The organism is Luteimonas yindakuii (assembly GCF_004803715.2).
Classification (GTDB): domain Bacteria; phylum Pseudomonadota; class Gammaproteobacteria; order Xanthomonadales; family Xanthomonadaceae; genus Luteimonas; species Luteimonas yindakuii.
Genome location: NZ_CP039383.2, coordinates 2,409,043 through 2,424,854, shown reverse-complemented (window position 1 = coordinate 2,424,854; position 15,812 = coordinate 2,409,043). Strand labels below are relative to the sequence as shown.

Annotated in this window: 16 protein-coding genes; 5 read left to right on the top strand and 11 right to left on the bottom strand. The window is 72.1% G+C overall.

All coding sequences use genetic code 11. The features are described from left to right. Positions 1 to 7: 7 nt before the first annotated feature. The 3 genes from E5843_RS11265 to E5843_RS11255 are packed head-to-tail and all read right to left on the bottom strand — an operon-like array spanning position 8 to position 2,083. On the bottom strand, positions 8 to 934 hold the full coding sequence (locus E5843_RS11265; RefSeq protein ID WP_141065998.1) for a histone deacetylase family protein: 927 nt from the start codon (positions 932 to 934) through the stop codon (positions 8 to 10). Then, positions 931 to 1,485: a cob(I)yrinic acid a,c-diamide adenosyltransferase gene (locus E5843_RS11260; RefSeq protein WP_136412672.1), complete on the bottom strand. Its 555-nt coding sequence runs from the start codon at positions 1,483 to 1,485 to the stop codon at positions 931 to 933. Before E5843_RS11260 ends, E5843_RS11265 begins: the two co-directional genes overlap by 4 nt. A 13-nt stretch (positions 1,486 to 1,498) precedes the next feature. Next, a complete protein-coding gene (locus E5843_RS11255) occupies positions 1,499 to 2,083 on the bottom strand; it encodes a hypothetical protein (RefSeq protein WP_141065997.1) in 585 nt (194 codons plus the stop codon). Positions 2,084 to 2,179: 96 nt separating this feature from the next. Between E5843_RS11255 and ubiH the strand changes: the two genes are divergently transcribed. Together ubiH and E5843_RS11245 are read left to right on the top strand one after the other, a co-directional pair. Next, the gene (gene ubiH / locus E5843_RS11250; protein WP_134674027.1) at positions 2,180 to 3,388 is read left to right on the top strand and encodes a 2-octaprenyl-6-methoxyphenyl hydroxylase; all 1,209 of its coding nucleotides are present in this window, start codon (positions 2,180 to 2,182) and stop codon (positions 3,386 to 3,388) included. Beyond that, the gene (locus E5843_RS11245) at positions 3,385 to 4,563 is read left to right on the top strand and encodes a UbiH/UbiF family hydroxylase (RefSeq protein ID WP_136412671.1); all 1,179 of its coding nucleotides are present in this window, start codon (positions 3,385 to 3,387) and stop codon (positions 4,561 to 4,563) included. Before ubiH ends, E5843_RS11245 begins: the two co-directional genes overlap by 4 nt. 24 nt (positions 4,564 to 4,587) lie before the next feature. Here the strand turns inward: E5843_RS11245 and E5843_RS11240 are convergent, their stop codons facing one another. The 6 genes from E5843_RS11240 to E5843_RS11215 all read right to left on the bottom strand — a co-directional run bounded on the left by E5843_RS11240 (position 4,588) and on the right by E5843_RS11215 (position 10,022). Further along, positions 4,588 to 5,205, bottom strand: a complete 618-nt coding sequence (locus E5843_RS11240; RefSeq protein ID WP_134674025.1) for a trimeric intracellular cation channel family protein — start codon at positions 5,203 to 5,205, stop codon at positions 4,588 to 4,590. A gap of 185 nt (positions 5,206 to 5,390) precedes the next feature. Next, on the bottom strand, positions 5,391 to 6,113 hold the full coding sequence (locus E5843_RS11235) for a hypothetical protein (protein WP_134674708.1): 723 nt from the start codon (positions 6,111 to 6,113) through the stop codon (positions 5,391 to 5,393). 120 nt (positions 6,114 to 6,233) lie between these two features. After that, the gene (gene rlmM / locus E5843_RS11230) at positions 6,234 to 7,301 is read right to left on the bottom strand and encodes a 23S rRNA (cytidine(2498)-2'-O)-methyltransferase RlmM (protein ID WP_136412670.1); all 1,068 of its coding nucleotides are present in this window, start codon (positions 7,299 to 7,301) and stop codon (positions 6,234 to 6,236) included. Further along, a complete protein-coding gene (locus tag E5843_RS11225; RefSeq protein WP_136412669.1) occupies positions 7,301 to 7,861 on the bottom strand; it encodes a nucleoside deaminase in 561 nt (186 codons plus the stop codon). Before E5843_RS11225 ends, rlmM begins: the two co-directional genes overlap by 1 nt. Then, positions 7,861 to 8,259 (bottom strand): hypothetical protein, encoded by a 399-nt coding sequence (locus tag E5843_RS11220; protein ID WP_136412668.1) that lies wholly within the window; start codon positions 8,257 to 8,259, stop codon positions 7,861 to 7,863. The genes E5843_RS11225 and E5843_RS11220 overlap by 1 nt, the downstream gene beginning before the upstream one ends. 11 nt (positions 8,260 to 8,270) lie before the next feature. Further along, positions 8,271 to 10,022: a glutamine--tRNA ligase/YqeY domain fusion protein gene (locus tag E5843_RS11215; RefSeq protein WP_136412667.1), complete on the bottom strand. Its 1,752-nt coding sequence runs from the start codon at positions 10,020 to 10,022 to the stop codon at positions 8,271 to 8,273. A gap of 337 nt (positions 10,023 to 10,359) precedes the next feature. On the opposite strand from E5843_RS11215, the gene E5843_RS11210 reads away from it, so the two are divergent. The 3 genes from E5843_RS11210 to msrA all read left to right on the top strand — a co-directional run bounded on the left by E5843_RS11210 (position 10,360) and on the right by msrA (position 14,213). Continuing rightward, complete coding sequence (locus tag E5843_RS11210; protein ID WP_136412666.1) at positions 10,360 to 12,537, top strand: sensor domain-containing diguanylate cyclase; 2,178 nt, start codon at positions 10,360 to 10,362, stop codon at positions 12,535 to 12,537. 47 nt (positions 12,538 to 12,584) lie between these two features. Further along, positions 12,585 to 13,493, top strand: coding sequence for a DMT family transporter (locus tag E5843_RS11205; RefSeq protein WP_134674020.1), 909 nt, complete (start codon positions 12,585 to 12,587; stop codon positions 13,491 to 13,493). A 69-nt stretch (positions 13,494 to 13,562) separates the two neighbouring features. Continuing rightward, positions 13,563 to 14,213 (top strand): peptide-methionine (S)-S-oxide reductase MsrA, encoded by a 651-nt coding sequence (msrA, locus tag E5843_RS11200; protein ID WP_134674019.1) that lies wholly within the window; start codon positions 13,563 to 13,565, stop codon positions 14,211 to 14,213. A gap of 41 nt (positions 14,214 to 14,254) precedes the next feature. Here msrA and rnk read toward each other — a convergent pair whose 3' ends face one another. Beyond that, positions 14,255 to 14,662: a nucleoside diphosphate kinase regulator gene (gene rnk, locus E5843_RS11195; RefSeq protein WP_136412664.1), complete on the bottom strand. Its 408-nt coding sequence runs from the start codon at positions 14,660 to 14,662 to the stop codon at positions 14,255 to 14,257. A 133-nt stretch (positions 14,663 to 14,795) separates the two neighbouring features. Beyond that, complete coding sequence (gene oxyR / locus E5843_RS11190; protein WP_136412663.1) at positions 14,796 to 15,770, bottom strand: DNA-binding transcriptional regulator OxyR; 975 nt, start codon at positions 15,768 to 15,770, stop codon at positions 14,796 to 14,798. Positions 15,771 to 15,812: the final 42 nt, after the last annotated feature.

The window sequence follows — 15,812 nt, the reverse complement described above, 5'->3', positions numbered from 1 at the left end:
CGTGGTGTCAGCGTGGGACGTCGCGCAAGGCGCGCACGTGGGCGACCGCGCACTCGCGCAGTGCCTGCAGGTCGTAGCCGCCCTCGAGCGTCGAGACCACGCGCCCGGCGGCGTGCTGGCTGGCGATCGCGCGGAGTTCGCCGGTCAGCCAGGCGAAGTCATCGGCGGAAAGCTCCATCTGCGCCAGCGGATCACGCCAGTGCGCATCGAAGCCCGCCGACACCAGCACCAGTTGCGGGCGGAACGCTTCCAGCTCGGGCAGCATGCGCTCCACCCACGCCTCCTGGAACATCCGGCTGCCGGTGCCGGGTGGCAGCGGCATGTTGACGATGTTGCCCACGCCGCGCTCGCGCCGGCCACCGCTGTGCGGGAACAGCCCGATCTGGTGCGAACTCATGTAGAGCACGCGCGCATCGGCCTCGAAGATGGCCTGGGTGCCATTGCCGTGGTGGACGTCGAAGTCGACGATCGCCACCCGCGTGAGGCCGTGCTGGTCGATCGCATGCGCGGCGGCCACCGCCACGTTGTTGAACAGGCAGAACCCCATCGCCTGGCCGCCGGTGGCATGGTGGCCCGGCGGGCGCACCGCGCAGAACGCCGTCACCACATTGCCCTGCATGACCGCATCCACCGCGGCCACGCCGGCGCCGGCAGCGCGCAACGCGGCCTCGCCGGAGACAGGCGACAGTACGGTGTCGGGGTCCAGATGCACCTGCGTGGCCGGCGCCCGTTCGAGGATCGCCTCCAGCAGCTGCTCGTCATGCACGCGCAGCAGCTGGCCACGGCTGGCGCGGGGCGCTTCGCGCCAGTCGAGGTCGGGCAGCGCGTCGCGCAATGCCTGGACGACCGCCCCCAGGCGTTGCGATGACTCGGGATGGCCCGGGCCGGTGTCGTGGCCGAGGCAGGCGGCGTGCGTAAAGACCGCCGGGTTCACCGTGCGCGGCGTTCGTGCCGCCACAGGACTTCGCCGTGGCCGCTGGCACGTGCGAGCACGCGCGCGAGCACGAACAGCAGGTCCGACAGGCGGTTGAGATAACGCACCGCCTGCGGGCGCACGGCTTCGGTACACGACAGCGTGACCGTCTCGCGCTCGGCGCGGCGCACGATGGTGCGCGCAAGATGGCAGCGCGCGGCCGGCTCGCCGCCACCGGGGAGGATGAAATCCTTCAGCGCCGGCAGGTCCGCGTTGTGGTGATCCAGATGCGCTTCCAGCCGCGCGATGTCGTCGTCGACGATCGCCGCGTGGCCGGGGATGCACAGCTCGCCACCGAGATCGAACAGTTGGTGCTGGATCGCGGTGAGCAGGTCGCGCACGTCTTCGGGGAGTTCGCAGGCCAGCAGCAGGCCGATCGCCGAATTGGCCTCGTCGACGGTTCCGTAGGCGTTGACGCGCGCCGAATCCTTGCGCGTGCGGCTGCCATCGCCCAGCCCGGTGGTGCCGTCGTCACCGGTGCGGGTGTAGATCTTCGAAAGGCGGTTGCCCATCGACGTGGCCGGCTCAGGCGGCGCGGTCGTCGTGCAGCGAGGCGGCGGGCGCCAGCTGCAGGGCCACCGCATGCACGACCGCGGCGATGGCCACGTACAGGGCCATCGTGCCCATGTAGGCCGGCAGCCAGTCGCTGTAGTTCTTCCACCAGCCGGCCAGGGTCGGCTCGGCGACGCTGGCGCTGATCCAGTAGAAGCTGCCCTGCGCGACCAGCTGGCACGCGGCGGCGGCGACGATCACCGCAAGCGCGACGCGGCGACCGGTCGCCAGATCAAGCTGCAGCGGGCGGCGCGCGACCCAGGCACCACCGGTCCACAGCACGAAGTAGGCGCCGAGCAGGCACCAGTACGCCGGCGACACGCAGTAATGGGTCCAGAAGCTCAGGCCCTGGCCGGCGATGACCGCGGCGTCGACCGCGATGGCCAGCGCCATCAGCACCGGGAACGCCCAGCGTGCCTGCGCGCGCAGGTACACGCCGCCAAGGAAGAACACCGCCCACGACGCATCGGGTACCGCCGCGAAGTGGTGGACGCGGGTGGCGGCCAGCGCGAGGGCGAGCACGGCGAAGATCTGGATGGGGCGGGTGGTGACGTTCATCGGCGGCTCCCGTGGTTCAGCTGCGCATTCTAGCCGAGCAGGCGCGACCGCGGCTTCGCGTCGCCGTGGTCGCGGGCGAATCCGTATCATCCGCGCATGAATGCATCCCACGATGTCCTGGTGGTGGGGGGCGGCCTGGTCGGCGCCAGCCTCGCCATCGCCCTGGACCGGCTCGATCTCGATGTCGGCCTGGTCGAACTGGCACCACCCGGGTCGCTGCCGGCGGTGTTCGACCAGCGTAACCTCAGCCTCGCCGATGCCACCGTCAACGCGCTCACCGCGCTGGACGTGATGCGCCACCTGCGCGCACCGACCGGGCCGATCCGCGAGATCCATGCAAGCCGCAAGGGCGACTTCGGCCGCGTGCGGATGCGTGCCGGTGACTACGGGCGGCAGGCGTTCGGGCAGGTGGTGGTGGCGCGTGATTTCGGCGAGGCGCTGGAGGCCCGCCTGGCGACGCTGCCGCGGCTGCAGCGTTACCGGCCGGCGCGGTTCCTCGGCGCACGTGCCGACGCCGACGGCTGTGCGGTCCGCATCGAGGCCGACGATGGCGAATGCACGCTGCATGCGCGGCTGCTGGTCGGCGCCGACGGCACCCGCAGCGGCGTGCGCGACGCACTGGGCATCGGCGTCGACCAGCACGATTACCGGCAGACCCTGCTGGTTGCACGCGTGCGCGCCGCGCGGGCACCGCACGGGACCGCGTGGGAACGCCTGACCGACCACGGCCCGACCGCGCTGCTGCCGCGTGGTGATGGCCACTACGGGCTGGTTCACGGCGTGGCGGCCGACGAGGCCGATGCGGTGCTCGCGCTCGACGACCGCGCCTTCCTGGCGCGCGTGCAGGACGTGCTCGGCTGGCGTGCCGGGCGCCTGCTCGAGGTCGGCGCGCGGAGCGCCTATCCGCTGCAGCGCGTGGTGGCCAGGGCGACCGTCGCCCCGCGCGCCGCGCTGGTCGGCAACGCCGCGCAGACCCTGCATCCGATCGGCGCGCAGGGCTTCAACCTCGGCCTGCGCGATGCGCTGGTGCTGGCCGAGGCGATTGCCGCCCATCGCGGAGATGCCGGTGCGCCGTCGGTGCTGGAAACCTATGCGCAACGGCGCCAGGAGGACCGCGAACGCACGCTGGCCTTCTCCGACGGACTGGCACGACTGACCTCCAACCCGTCCACGCTGGCGCGTCCGCTGCGCAGCCTCGGCCTGCTCGCGATCGATGGCGACAGCGGCCTGCAGGCCCGGCTGGCCGGAGGCGCGATGGGCTACCGCGGCGACGTCCCGGCGCTGTGCCGGCGGAGCCTGCCATGAGCCGCCGGCAGCGCCACGACGTGGCGGTGGTCGGCGGTGGCGTGGTCGGCGCCGCCTGCGCACTGGCGCTGGCCCGCGCCGGGCTCGACACGGTGCTGCTGGAAGCGCGTGCGCCGGCCGCGTGGCAGCGCGACCAGCCGGACCTGCGCGTGTTCGCGTTCGCGGCCGACAACGCCGCGCTGTTCGAGCGGCTGGGCGTGTGGGAGGCGATTCGCGGCGCGCGCGCGCACCCCTATCGCCGCATGCGGGTCTGGGACGCGGCCGCGGGCGACGAGCTCCGTTTCGACGCCGACCGCTACGGGCGCGAGTCGCTGGGCTGGATCATCGAGAACGGCCTGCTGATCGACCGGCTGTGGGCGGCGCTACCGGCCGCCGGCGTCCACGTGCGCTGTCCCGCGGAACTCGAGGCCTTCGACCACGACGACGAATCGGTGCAGCTGCGTCTGGCCGATGGCGGCCGGGTGTCCGCACGCATCGCGATCGCGGCCGATGGCGCGGCCTCGGCATTGCGTCGGCTCGCCGGCATCGGCATCACCCGCCACGACTACCGCCAGCGCGGCGTGGTGGCCTACGTCGCCACCGAACATCCGCACGAGGACACCGCATGGCAGCGCTTCCTCCCAGGCGGGCCGCTGGCGTTCCTGCCCTGCGGCGATGGCAGCAGTTCGATCGTGTGGAGCCTGCCGGATGACGGGGCGGAGCAGATGCTGGCCCTCGACGACGCGTCGTTCGGCGATGCGCTCACCCGCGCGTTCGATGCGCGCCTGGGCGCGGTGCGGCCGCTGACACGGCGCGTGGCGTTTCCGCTGCGGCGACAACTGGCGGACAGCCTGCTCACCGGGCGCATCCTGCTGGTGGGCGATGCCGCGCATGTCGTGCATCCGCTGGCCGGGCAGGGCGTGAACCTCGGCCTGCGCGACGTGGCCGCGCTGGCGGACGCGGTGGCAGGCGCGCGTGCGCGTGGCGTCGACTGGGCGTCGCCGCACCGCCTGCAGCGCTGGGCGCGGCAGCGCCGCAGCGAGGACACGCTGGCGGCCTGGAGTTTCGACGGCATCAACCGCGCGTACTCGAACGACGCCCTGTTGCCGACGCTGCTGCGCGGGCACGCGCTGGGCCTGGCCGGGCGCATCCCGCCACTGGCCCGCGCGCTGTGGCGGCACGCCAGCGGCGTCTAGCGCCGAGCTGTCACTGCGACGGCGTCAGCCCACGTCGTGCGGGCGTGCTTCCGGCAGCCGCCAGCCGTGCCGGATGGCCATGTAGCGCAGGCCGAAGCACAGCAGGATGCCAGCCGGCAGGGTCCACTCTTCCGACAGGTCGAGCCGGTCACCGACCACCACCACCGCGGCGGCCGCCAGCGCGGCGACCGCGTACAGGTCGGCCTGCAGCACCACCGGCACCCGCGCCACCAGCACGTCGCGCGCCATGCCGCCGCCGATGCCGCTGAGCATCCCCAGCAGCACCGCCGCGAACGGCGACAGCCCGAAGGCCAGCGCCTTGCTCGCGCCGACGACCGCGAACAGCGCCAGTCCCGCCGCGTCGAACAGCTGCACCGGGTTGCGCAGGCGTTCGACCAGCCCATGGCGGTAGAAGGTCACCAGGCCGGCGACGCAGGCGAGCGCCAGGTAGTTCCAGTTGGCCAGCGCCGCCGGCACCGCGCCGATCAGCACGTCGCGCACGATGCCGCCCAGGGTGGCGGTGGCGAACGCCAGCACCAGCACGCCGAACAGGTCCAGCCGGTGGCGCACGCCGATGGTGGCGCCACTGATCGCGAAGGCGAAGGTGCCGATGAAATCGAGGATGAGCAGGAAACGTTCCATGGCGCCGCGTGATGACCGGACGCCCGATCATACGTGCGGCGCCGCGGTCCGGCCCGCGCGGCCAGTCCCGCCGGCGACAGGTCGGCGTTCGCGCCGCGGTCCGGCGTCACGCCTGGCAGGCGCGCGCACGCGGCTGCACGGCCGGCGATGCACGCCCGGTCGAACTGGCCAACCGCCTGGACGGTTCAGCGGCCGAGGAACGGGAACGCCAGCGCCAGCAGCCGGTGCACGCCGCCTTCCAGGGTGCCCGCCACCGCTCGCGCGCCGAGTGCGTTGAGCGCATTGCGCACGTCGTCCCAGCGCAGCTGGTCGATGTCCTTGCGCAGCAGGTCGGCAACCTCTTCGGCGGCCGGGGCGAGCTTCTGCAACTCGCGCGCCACCGCCTGCGGATCGGGTTGCAGGTGGCCGTGCTGCTCGGCCAGCCGCAGCAGGGTGTCGAAGCGCACCGCCACCACTTCACGGTTGCGCTCGTAGACCGGCAGCGCACCCACGTCGAGGATCGCCTGCTCGAAGCGGGCGAGGTCGTCGGGGTGCTCGACACGCACGGCGAGGAAACCGTCGCGCCGCGACCGTTCGCTGACATGCCGCGCGCCGGCACGCAGGTTCTCCGCGGTCAGCACGGTGGCGAGGATGCGTGGCAGCGCATCGGCTGGGGCCTCTTCGGCAAGCTGCCGCCAGCGCGCGTAGCCGTCGCGGCGCAAGGCCTTCAATCGTGCCGGGGTGACCCGCAGTTGCGCCGCGGCGGCATGGTTGGATGCCGCGCGGTCGATCGCGCCGTCGCGCTCGAGCAGCACCAGCATCAGCAGCTCGAGGTCGCGCTTGGTCAGCGAGCCGAAGCCCTGCAGCTGCGTCTGGCGCAGGAATTCGCGGCCGAACGCCGCGGGGTCGTTGAGTTCAAGCGGTTGCATACGGGCGTCCTCCAGCGAGAACGCCAGCATGCCAGTGCCGGGTTGCAGCGGCCGAGACTGCACGTGCGGGCGGTCGCGGTTTCACGCGGTCAGCGCGATCCGGCCCGTGGTGTGGCGCCTTTAGCCGCCGCCGGCGCTGGCGAAGACCGTGATCTCCTCGCGGTCGTGGTAGAGCTGGCGCGCACGCAGGGTCAGCGGCACCTGCGCCTGGTCGGTGAACAGGTCCAGGCTCAGGCGGGTCTCGTTCCAGCGCTTCTTCATCGGCAGCTTGAGGTTGAACACCGCGTGCCGGCACCAGCCTTCGCGGAACCAGGTCGCCATGCGCTCGGCGACCCGCCGCGGCTGCTCGACCATGTCGCAGACCATCCAGTCCTGCGGGGTGTCCGGCTGCCAGCGGAAGGCGTCGGCGCGCTGGTGGTCGACCAGGCCGGTGTCGTGCAGGGCGGCGTGCAGCGGGCCGTTGTCGATCGCGGTCACGCGCAGGTGTTCGCGGGTCAGCACCCACGTCCAGCCGCCCGGCGCGGCGCCGAGGTCGGTCGCGCGCATGCCGGGCTTGATCAGCGTTTCGCGCTCCCGCGGCGTCAGCAGCACCATCAGCGCCTCCTCCAGCTTCAGCGCCGAGCGCGACGGCGCCTCGCCCAGCAGGCGCAGGCGCGGGATGCCCTGCGCCCACGGTGCGCTGTCGCCGGGCTGGCTGCGTGCCAGCAGCAGGTGGTCGCCGGCCAGCAGGAAGACGTGCAGGCGCGAACGCGTGGGGTCGGCTTCGTTGGTCAGGAAGCCGCGCTTGCGCAGTGCCGGGCGCAACGCGTTGCCGAACGCGCGCGCCAGCGCCGAAAGCGGTTTGCCGGCATCCGAATCGGCATGCTCGACCCACAGCTCGCCATAGCGCCCGGCGCCCTGCAGGGCATCGAGCACCGGGGTCAGGCGGTCCTTGGGATCGAGGCCGGTCAGCTCGGCCAGCAGCAGCGCCTTCTGGCGGGCGAAGACCAGTTCGCGGAACGGCAGTGCCTGCACCAGCGGTGCGCCCGCCTCGGCGGCGTGGAACAGCACGTAGCCGTCATCGCGACCGGCGCGTGCCCAGCCGCCGATGCCGGCCAGCGCGGCGCGCTCGGTGAGTTCGGCGGCAAGCTCGGGTTCGAAGCCCGCGCGGCAATAGCACAGCAGTGCGGGGGCGGAGACGTCGGCCATCAGTAGCGTGCTCCGCCGGTGGCCGCATACGCCTGCAGCACCGCGCGTGCCTCGTCGCGGCGCAGGTCGCGCACGACCTCGATGCCGCGCCGCTGCAGTTCCTCCGGCCAGTCGGCCGGCAGCGGGCCCTCGTCGAACTCGGTGAGCGCCTCGACGTCCTCCGCGCGCGCACCGATCAGCAGGCGGTCGATACCGGCCCACACCGCCGCGCCGAAGCACTGGCAGCAGGGCTGGGCGGAGGTCGCAAGCGTGTACGGCGCGCCCAGCGCATTGAGGCGCGGCGTCTGCAGGCGCTGCTGGGCGAGCATGAAGGCCATGGTTTCCGCATGCGCGACCGAACAGCTGGTCGGCATCACCCGGTTGACGCCGACCGAGACGATGCGTCCCTCCGGGCCGAACACCACGGCGCCGAACGGCCCGCCACTGGCGGCTTCGACATTGCGGCGCGCGAGGTCGATGGCGAGCGCGATCTGCTCGTCGTCACTGGCATAGGTGCGGCCGGTATCCACCGCATCGTGGACCCAGGACGGCAGGGTGAGGTGGACCTGGGCGTAGAGCATCAGCGCACCACCGGGGCGGCGGCGTCGACCGCCTCGCAGCGGCTGGCGACGCAGGCACAGGCCTGGATCTCGCGGAAGCCGCACACCGAGGCCATGCCGCTGCGCTGGCACTCGGCCATCACCGCCTGCGGGTCCGCCGGGCTGTCGACGTTGACGCAGGCCGGGAAGGTGCCGCAGCAGTTGCCGACGTCCTTGACTGTGCAGTCGCTGTCGACCCTGCAGCTGGTGTCGAGGGTGGGCACCTGGCCGGCACCGGCAGCCGTGTCGTCGGACACCGGCGCTGGCGCCGCGACCGGCGTTTCCGGTCCGGCATCGGGGCTGGATGCGGTCGGCGCGGCGCAGGCGGCCAGAGAAAGCGCGAGCAGCAGGGCGAACAGGCGGAAGGTTCGGAAGGTCATGGTCGGTCCCCTCAGGCCTTTGCGGCCCAGGTGTCACGCAGGGTCACGCTGCGGTTGAACACCGGCCGTTCGGCGCGATGGTCGTGGCGGTCGGCGACGAAGTAGCCGAGGCGTTCGAACTGCAACGACTGCTCGGCCCCGGCGCCCGCGGCGGCAGGCTCCACCCAGCCCTGCACCGAACGCTTCGAGTCGGGGTTGATGTGGTCGCGGTAGGTCCTGCCGCCGGTCTCGTCGTCGGGGTTCTCGACCACGAACAGGCGGTCGTAGAGCCGCACTTCGGCAGCCACCGCGTGGCGCGCGCTGACCCAGTGGATGGTGCCCTTGACCTTGCGGTTGGCGCCGTCCATGCCCGGACGCGATTCCGGATCCAGCGAGGCGCGCAGTTCGACGATGTCGCCCGCGCCGTCCTTGACCACCTCGTCGATGCGCACGATGCCGGCGCCGCGCAGGCGTGCCTCGCCACCGGGCACCAGCCGCTTCCAGCCCTTCGGCGGGATCTCGGCGAAGTCGTCGCGCTCGATCCACAGCTCGCTTGCGAACGGCACCTGGCGTACGCCCAGCGACTCGTCCTTGGGATGGTTGGGGAACGCCAGCGCTTCCTCGTGCTCCGCCGGCAGGTTGGTGATCACCAGCTTCAGCGGGTCGAGCACCGCCATGCGCCGCGGCGCATGCGCATCGAGATCCTCGCGCAGCGCGCCTTCCAGGACCGAGAAGTCGATCACCGAGTTCTGCTTGCTGATGCCCACGCGCTCCACCAGCAGCCGCAGCGACGCCGGCGTGTAACCGCGGCGGCGCAGGCCCTGCAGGGTGTACATGCGCGGGTCGTCCCAGCCGTCGACCAGGCCTTCGGTCACCAGCGTGGTGAGCTTGCGCTTGCTCATCACCGTGTAGTTGATGTTGAGCCGCGAGAACTCGATCTGGCGCGGCTTGCCGGCCTCGATCGGCAGGCCGCGCGCGACCAGCGGCGCCAGCAGCTGCGGATGCGCGGCGAGGTCGACGTTGTCCACGCACCAGTCGTACAGCGGGCGGTGGTCCTCGAATTCCAGCGTGCACAGCGAGTGGGTGATGCCCTCGATGGCGTCGCCCAGCGCGTGGGCGAAGTCGTACATCGGGTAGATCGGCCAGGCATCGCCGGTGTTCTGGTGCGGCACGTGCTTGATCCGGTACAGCGCCGGGTCGCGCATGTTGATGTTGCCGCTGGCCATGTCGATCTTCGCCCGCAGCGTGCGCGCGCCATCGGGGAACTCGCCGGCGCGCATGCGGCGCAACAGGTCGAGGTTTTCCTCCACGCTGCGCTCGCGGAACGGCGAGTTGCGGCCGGGCTCGGTCAGGCTGCCGCGGTACTCGCGCACCTGTTCGGCGGTCAGGTCGCAGACGAAGGCGTGGCCGTCCTCGACGAGCTTTTCCGCGGCCAGGTAATACACCTCGAAATAGTCCGAGGCGTGGCGCAGGCTCGCCCACTCGTAGCCCAGCCAGCGCACGTCGTCCTGGATCGCGGTGACGAACTCGGGATCCTCCTTCGCCGGGTTGGTGTCGTCGAAGCGCAGGTTGCAGCGGCCGTCGAACTCCTGGGCGATGCCGAAGTCCAGACAGATCGCCTTGGCATGGCCGATGTGCAGGTAGCCGTTGGGCTCCGGCGGGAAGCGGGTGCGGATGGCGGTGTGCTTTCCGCTGGCGAGGTCGTCACGGACGATCTGGCGGATGAAGTCGCGGCGCACGGGCGCGTCGGTGTCGGCAGGTACGGAGTCTGGGGCGGCAGTCATCTGGGGGATCGGCGAATACAGGGGAATGCGGGGGCGCGGCGCATGGCGGCCGTCGCGGATCGCACAGTGTAGGCGAGCGCGCCGCACCCGGCCCCGCCCGCGCACGACATGGGCCGAAGGGACAAATGCCCTGCGCGCCACACCGGCTCAAGCTTGTGGCCGGGATGCCGATAGCGGTCGTGGTGGGGACCGGCGGACGGGCATTTTGTGACGTTGATAACATTCCGGTCCCTACCATCCGCGATCCGGCCCGATCGGCCGACCACATTCGGGAAGTGAACATGGCGACCGCAGGGGGCGGCACCGTGCAGGAGTCCAGGACGGCAGGGACGGTGCGATGAATCGCGCCGGGATGCGCCCGTTGTCACCGGAGCTGGTCGCCGGCCTCGGCTTTGCCGCGCTGCTGCTGCTGCTCGCCTCCGTCCTGCTGGGGCTGGGCCGCGATCCGGCGGATGCGCTGCGCGCTGCGGACGTGCTCCACGTCGACGGCGCGCAGGCATCGTCGGGGTATGTGCTGCTGCCGGGGCACCCGGGCGAGGTGGCGCGGGCGCGCCTGCACTGGGACCTCCCCCCCAGGATGGAAGGCGACGCGCGCTGGGTGGTCTGGGTGCCGCGGGTGCCGGTCGACCGCCTGCAGTTCTCCGGCACCGGCTGGGTCGGGCCGGAGCACGACTTCTTCCGCCCGCGGGCTGCGCAGGCGTTTCCGGGCGGCTTCCGCTCGGTGCCGCCGGAGCCGGCCGGATCGGCGTTGGAACTCGATCTCCATCTGGTCGCGGCCGGGCGTCTCGGCGTGCTGCCGCTGCTGGTGCGCGAAGACCACGCGGTGATGCTCGAGCAACGTGCATCGGCGATGTCCGCGGCGGTCTACGCCGTCCTGCTGGTGCTGGCGCTGCTCGCACTGGCGCTATACGCCGCGGCGCGGGATTCGGCCTTCCTCAGCTACTTCGCCTGCGCGATGTGCACCCTGCTGCTGCTGGCGGCTCTCAACGGGCACCTGTACCGGTTCGCCGGACTGTCGTTCCTGGGCACCTGGCGGACGCAGGGCGTGCAGGCGCTGATCCTGGTGTTCCTGCTGGCCTGGACCCGGCTGCTGGAGGTGTATGCCGGCGCCACGCTGGATGCGCGGGCACGCAACGTGCTCTCCACGTTCCGCTGGACGGTGCTGGTGCTGATCGCGTTGTGCCTGGCCAACCTGCCGGCGTTCAACACCTACCTGGGCACCGCGACCCGGTTGCTGTGGGTGACCACCGGAATCGCCGGGGTCGGGTGGATGACGGTGGCGGTGCGGCGGCGGCTGGCGATGGCCTGGCCGCTGCTCGTGCTGCATGTACTCACCTATGCGGCCCTGCTGGCGCACGAGTTCTCGCCGGCCTGGAACGGCAGCAACCCGCTGCTTGCGCGGTTCGCCTTCCAGGCCGGCATGGTGACCACCCTGACCCTGTTCGCGGTGGGGCTGGTGTCGCGCATCGCCGACTTCCGGGACCAGCGCGACCGCGACCGCCTGGCGCGGCTCGACAGCGAGCGGCGGATGGCGCGCGAGGCCGCGCGTGGCGCGTTCGCGCACGCCCTGCAGGCCGGGCTGCGCACGCTCAGCCCCGGCGACATCGAGTGGACCGCGTTCCGGCTGCTGTTCGACCACCTGCTGCCGCTGCTGCCCGTGCAATCCGCGGTGGCCGTCGCGCAGGGCTTCCACGGTGCCGAAATGCTGGTGGTGCATCCGACCTCGGGCCGCGACGAGGCGCTGGCCGATCTCGAGCGCCGCGCGCTGCCACTCAAACGTGCCGCCGCCGCCGGGTTGCCGCGACAGGAACTGCTGGGCAACGACCAGCGCGCACGTACCGAGGCGTTGCTGCCGTTGCAGGTGCGCGCGCCCGGCTGGGGCGCGGTGCTGCTGCGCCGCGACGGCAGCGAGGGCTTCGCGGCCGAGGAGATGGCACTGGCGATGGAGTTCACCCGGCTCGCGCAGCTGCACGTGGAGCAGGCGGTGGTCACCGCCAACCTGCGCCGCTCGGCGGAAATGGACGCACTGACCGGCTCGCTGAACCGGCGCTCGGTCGACCAGTGGCTGCTGCGCTGCTTCAACGAAGCCGAACGCGACGGCCAGCCGCTGTCGGTGATCCTGGTCGACCTCGACCACTTCAAGTCGATCAACGACCAGCATGGCCATGTCGCCGGCGACCACTGCCTGCGCACCGTGGCCGCGGCCCTGCGCAAGGCGGTCGGCGAGGGCGCGCTGTTCGGCCGCTATGGTGGCGAGGAGTTCATCGGCATCCTGCCGGGGGTGGCCGCCGCGCCCGCGCGCGAGACCGGCGAGCGCATGCGCAGCGCGGTCGAGCACCTGGACGTGCGCTGGGAAGAAAAGCCGCTGCGGCTCACCGTCAGCGTGGGGCTGGCCACGCGGCGCGAAGGCGAGCGCTCGCCGCAGGACACCGTCGATCGTGCCGACAAGGCCCTGTACGCCGCCAAGCGGCTGGGCCGCAACTGCGTGCAGGTGGCGCCCGCCGTGTTCACCTGACCCGCGCACGCGGGCCGCTGCTACGCTGCGGCGCCCCACCGCGGCTGATGATCGTCGTGCAGGATTCCCCCTCGCGCAGCACCGCACTGGCCTCGATGCTGGTCGGCGCCGTGCTGATCGGCAGCAACGGCCTGATGGTGCGGTTGGCCGACACCGCGCCGACGGTCTCGGCGTTCTACCGGATGCTGTTCGCCGCGGTGATGCTCGCCGTGCTGGTGAGCGCCCGTGGCGACTGGCGGCGGTTGCCACGCGCGGTGTGGTGGCTGGCGCTGCTGCCGGCGGCGGCGTTCGCCGCCGACCTGTGGCTGTGGCATCGCAGCATCCTGCTGGTCGGCCCGGGCCTGGCGACGCTGCTGGCGAACGCGCAGGTGTTCTTCATGGCGCTGGCCGGCGTGCTGCTGTTCGGCGAACGCATCGGCGCGCGCTTCGTGGCCGGCATCGCGCTGGCGTTCCTTGGCCTGTGGCTGCTGCTGGGCGGCGACTGGGCAGGGCTGCCTGCCGATTACCGCTGGGGCGTGTGGTTGGGGCTGGCCACCGGGCTGTGCTACGCGGTCTACAACATCGGCCTGCGCCAGGTGCAGCGCGCCGCCACCGCCGTGACGCCCGGGCGCAGCGCGCCGATTGCGCAGATGCTCGCGGTGGTCTCCGCCCTGTGCGCCCTGCTGCTGGGCCTGGCCGGCGTGGCCGAGGGCGTGTCCTTCGTGATCCCGGACCTCGCCTCGCTCGGCTGGCTGCTGCTGTTGGCCGCGGTGGGCCACTGCCTGAGCTGGATCCTGATCTCGCGGGCGATGCAGCGCCTGCCAGTGGCACTGGTCGGCCTGCTGCTGCTCGCCCAGCCGGTGTGTGCGTTCCTGCTCGACCTCGCGGTGCTGGAGCGGGCGACAACGCCGCGCGAATGGACGGGCCTGGCGCTGACGCTGGCGGGCATCTTCCTGGCCGGGCTGCGCCAGCGTTGACTTGAAGCGGGCCCGCGCGCGCCCCACACAGTGGGTGCGGCAACCCGCCGCGTGCGTGGGAGCAGTCGGATGTTCGGGATCGGTGCCTGGAAAGAGCGGATGCCGCGTCCGCAGGACGCACTGCCGGGCCGCGGCACCCCGCTGCCGCTGCACAACCGCCACCACGTGCATGGCCGCCCGTTGCGCGACGGCTTCGAAGGCCTGTCGCAGGTGCAATTCGGCATGGGCTGCTTCTGGGGCGCCGAGCGCGTGTTCTGGTCGTTGCCGGGCGTGGAAACCACCGCGGTCGGCTATGCGGGCGGCACCACGCCCAACCCGACCTACCGCGAGGTCTGCAGCGGGCAGACCGGGCATGCCGAGGTGGTGCTGGTGGTCTACGACCCGGCGCGGATCGGCTTCGAGCGCCTGCTGGCGGCGTTCTGGGAAAGCCACGACCCGACCCAGGGCATGCGCCAGGGCAACGACCTCGGCACCCAGTACCGCTCGGTCATCCATTGCACAACGCCGGAACAGGCGCAGGCCGCACAGCGCAGCCGCGACAGCTTCCAGGCCGGGCTGCATGCCGCGGGGCTGGGCGACATCACCACGCAGATCGTGCACCCGGCGCCAGGGTTCTTCTACGCCGAGGACGAGCACCAGCAGTATCTGGCGAAGAACCCGGGCGGCTACTGCGGCCTGGGCGGCACCGGCGTGCGCTGCGCGGCAACGCCGGTGGAATGAGCCCGGAGCAGGGCGCCGGCACGCAGCCGCGTGCGGTGTCGTCAGGCGGCAGGCTGCGGCTCGACCGAAGCGACTTCCAGGCTTAGGGTGGCGCCATCCGGGCGCGGCCATTCGATGCTCTGGCCCACAGACAGGCCGAGCAGGGCGCTGCCGACCGGCGCCAGCACCGAGACCCGGCCGCTGGCGCTGTCGGCCTCGTGCGGGTAGACCAGGGTCAGCGTGCGGCGGGTGCCGTCGGCATCGACGCAGTCCACGCGCGAGTGCATGCGCACCACGTCGGCCGGCATCTGCGCCACCGGCAGTACCTGCGCGCGCAGCAGCTCTTCCTGCAGGGCGATGGCTGCGGGGTGGCCGCGCCAGGTGGGGTTCTCGATCAGGGCGTCGAGACGGGCGGCGTCGATTTCCGACACCAGCAGTGACGGCGGCAGGCCGCTGTGGCGAGTGGACATGGCAGGTTCCTCGGTGAAGTTGTCTGGTTGCTCGTGCGGTCGGCACGCGGGGGCCGGAACCGGAGCAAAGGAAACGGGCGACGCGTCAGCGCCGCCCGTACGGTGTCCAAGCTAGCCCGTTCGGCAGGTCGGTTCAAGCCATCCGGGTGGCGATCGCGCCGGCAGCCGCCGGACGGTGTCCCGCGGACAGGGCGGCCGGGCTGCCCGGCGCCGCGAGCAGGCCCTCGGGCAGGGCACGGAATTCGGCGGCCAGCTGGCGCAGGAACCCGTCCATCGCCGAGCTGCGCCGCCAGGCCATGGCGATGTCGCGGTGCGGCGCCGGCGCCGCGAAGTGCACCAGCTGGATGTTCTCCGACCGCGCGACCGGGGGTTGCACCGCCAGCATCGGCAGCAGGGTGATCCCGACGTTGGCCGCCACCATCTGCCGCAGGGTCTCCAGGCTGGTGGCGCGGAACTCGCTGCGCTCGTGCGCGCCGGACAGCTGGCAGACGTCGAGCGCCTGTTCACGCAGGCAGTGCCCGTCTTCCAGCAACAGCAGCCGCTGGTCGGCCAGGTCGTCGAGCTGGAGCGGCTCATGCCCGGCCAGCGGATGGCGGTCGGGGACCGCCAGCACGAACGGTTCGGCGAACAGCCGTTCGGTGTGCAGCTGGTCGTCCTCGACCGGCAGCGCCAGCACCGCGGCGTCGAGGCGGCCATCGCGCAGGCGCGACAGCAGCACGTCGCTCTTCTCCTCGAACAGCAGCAGTTCCAGCTGCGGGAAGCGCGCGCGGATCCGCGGGATCACATGCGGCAGCAGGTATGGCCCGAGGGTCGGGAAGATGCCCAGCCGCACCGTGCCGGCCTGCGGATCCTGCCCGCGTCGCGCGGCCTCCTTCAGTTGCTCGACCTCGTCGAGGATGCGGCGCGCCCGATCGGCGGCCTCGCGGCCGGCCGGGGTCAGCATCACCTTGCGCGGCGCGCGCTCCACCAGCGCCACGCCGAGCTCTTCCTCCAGCTTGCGGATCTGCGTCGACAGCGTTGGCTGGCTGACGAAGCAGGCCGCTGCCGCACGGCCGAAGTGGCGGTGGTCGGCGAGGGCGACGAGGTAGCGCAGGTCACGCAGGTTCATGGCAATGCTCCAGTGCGTGCGCGCAACCCGCCGGTCGGGGAT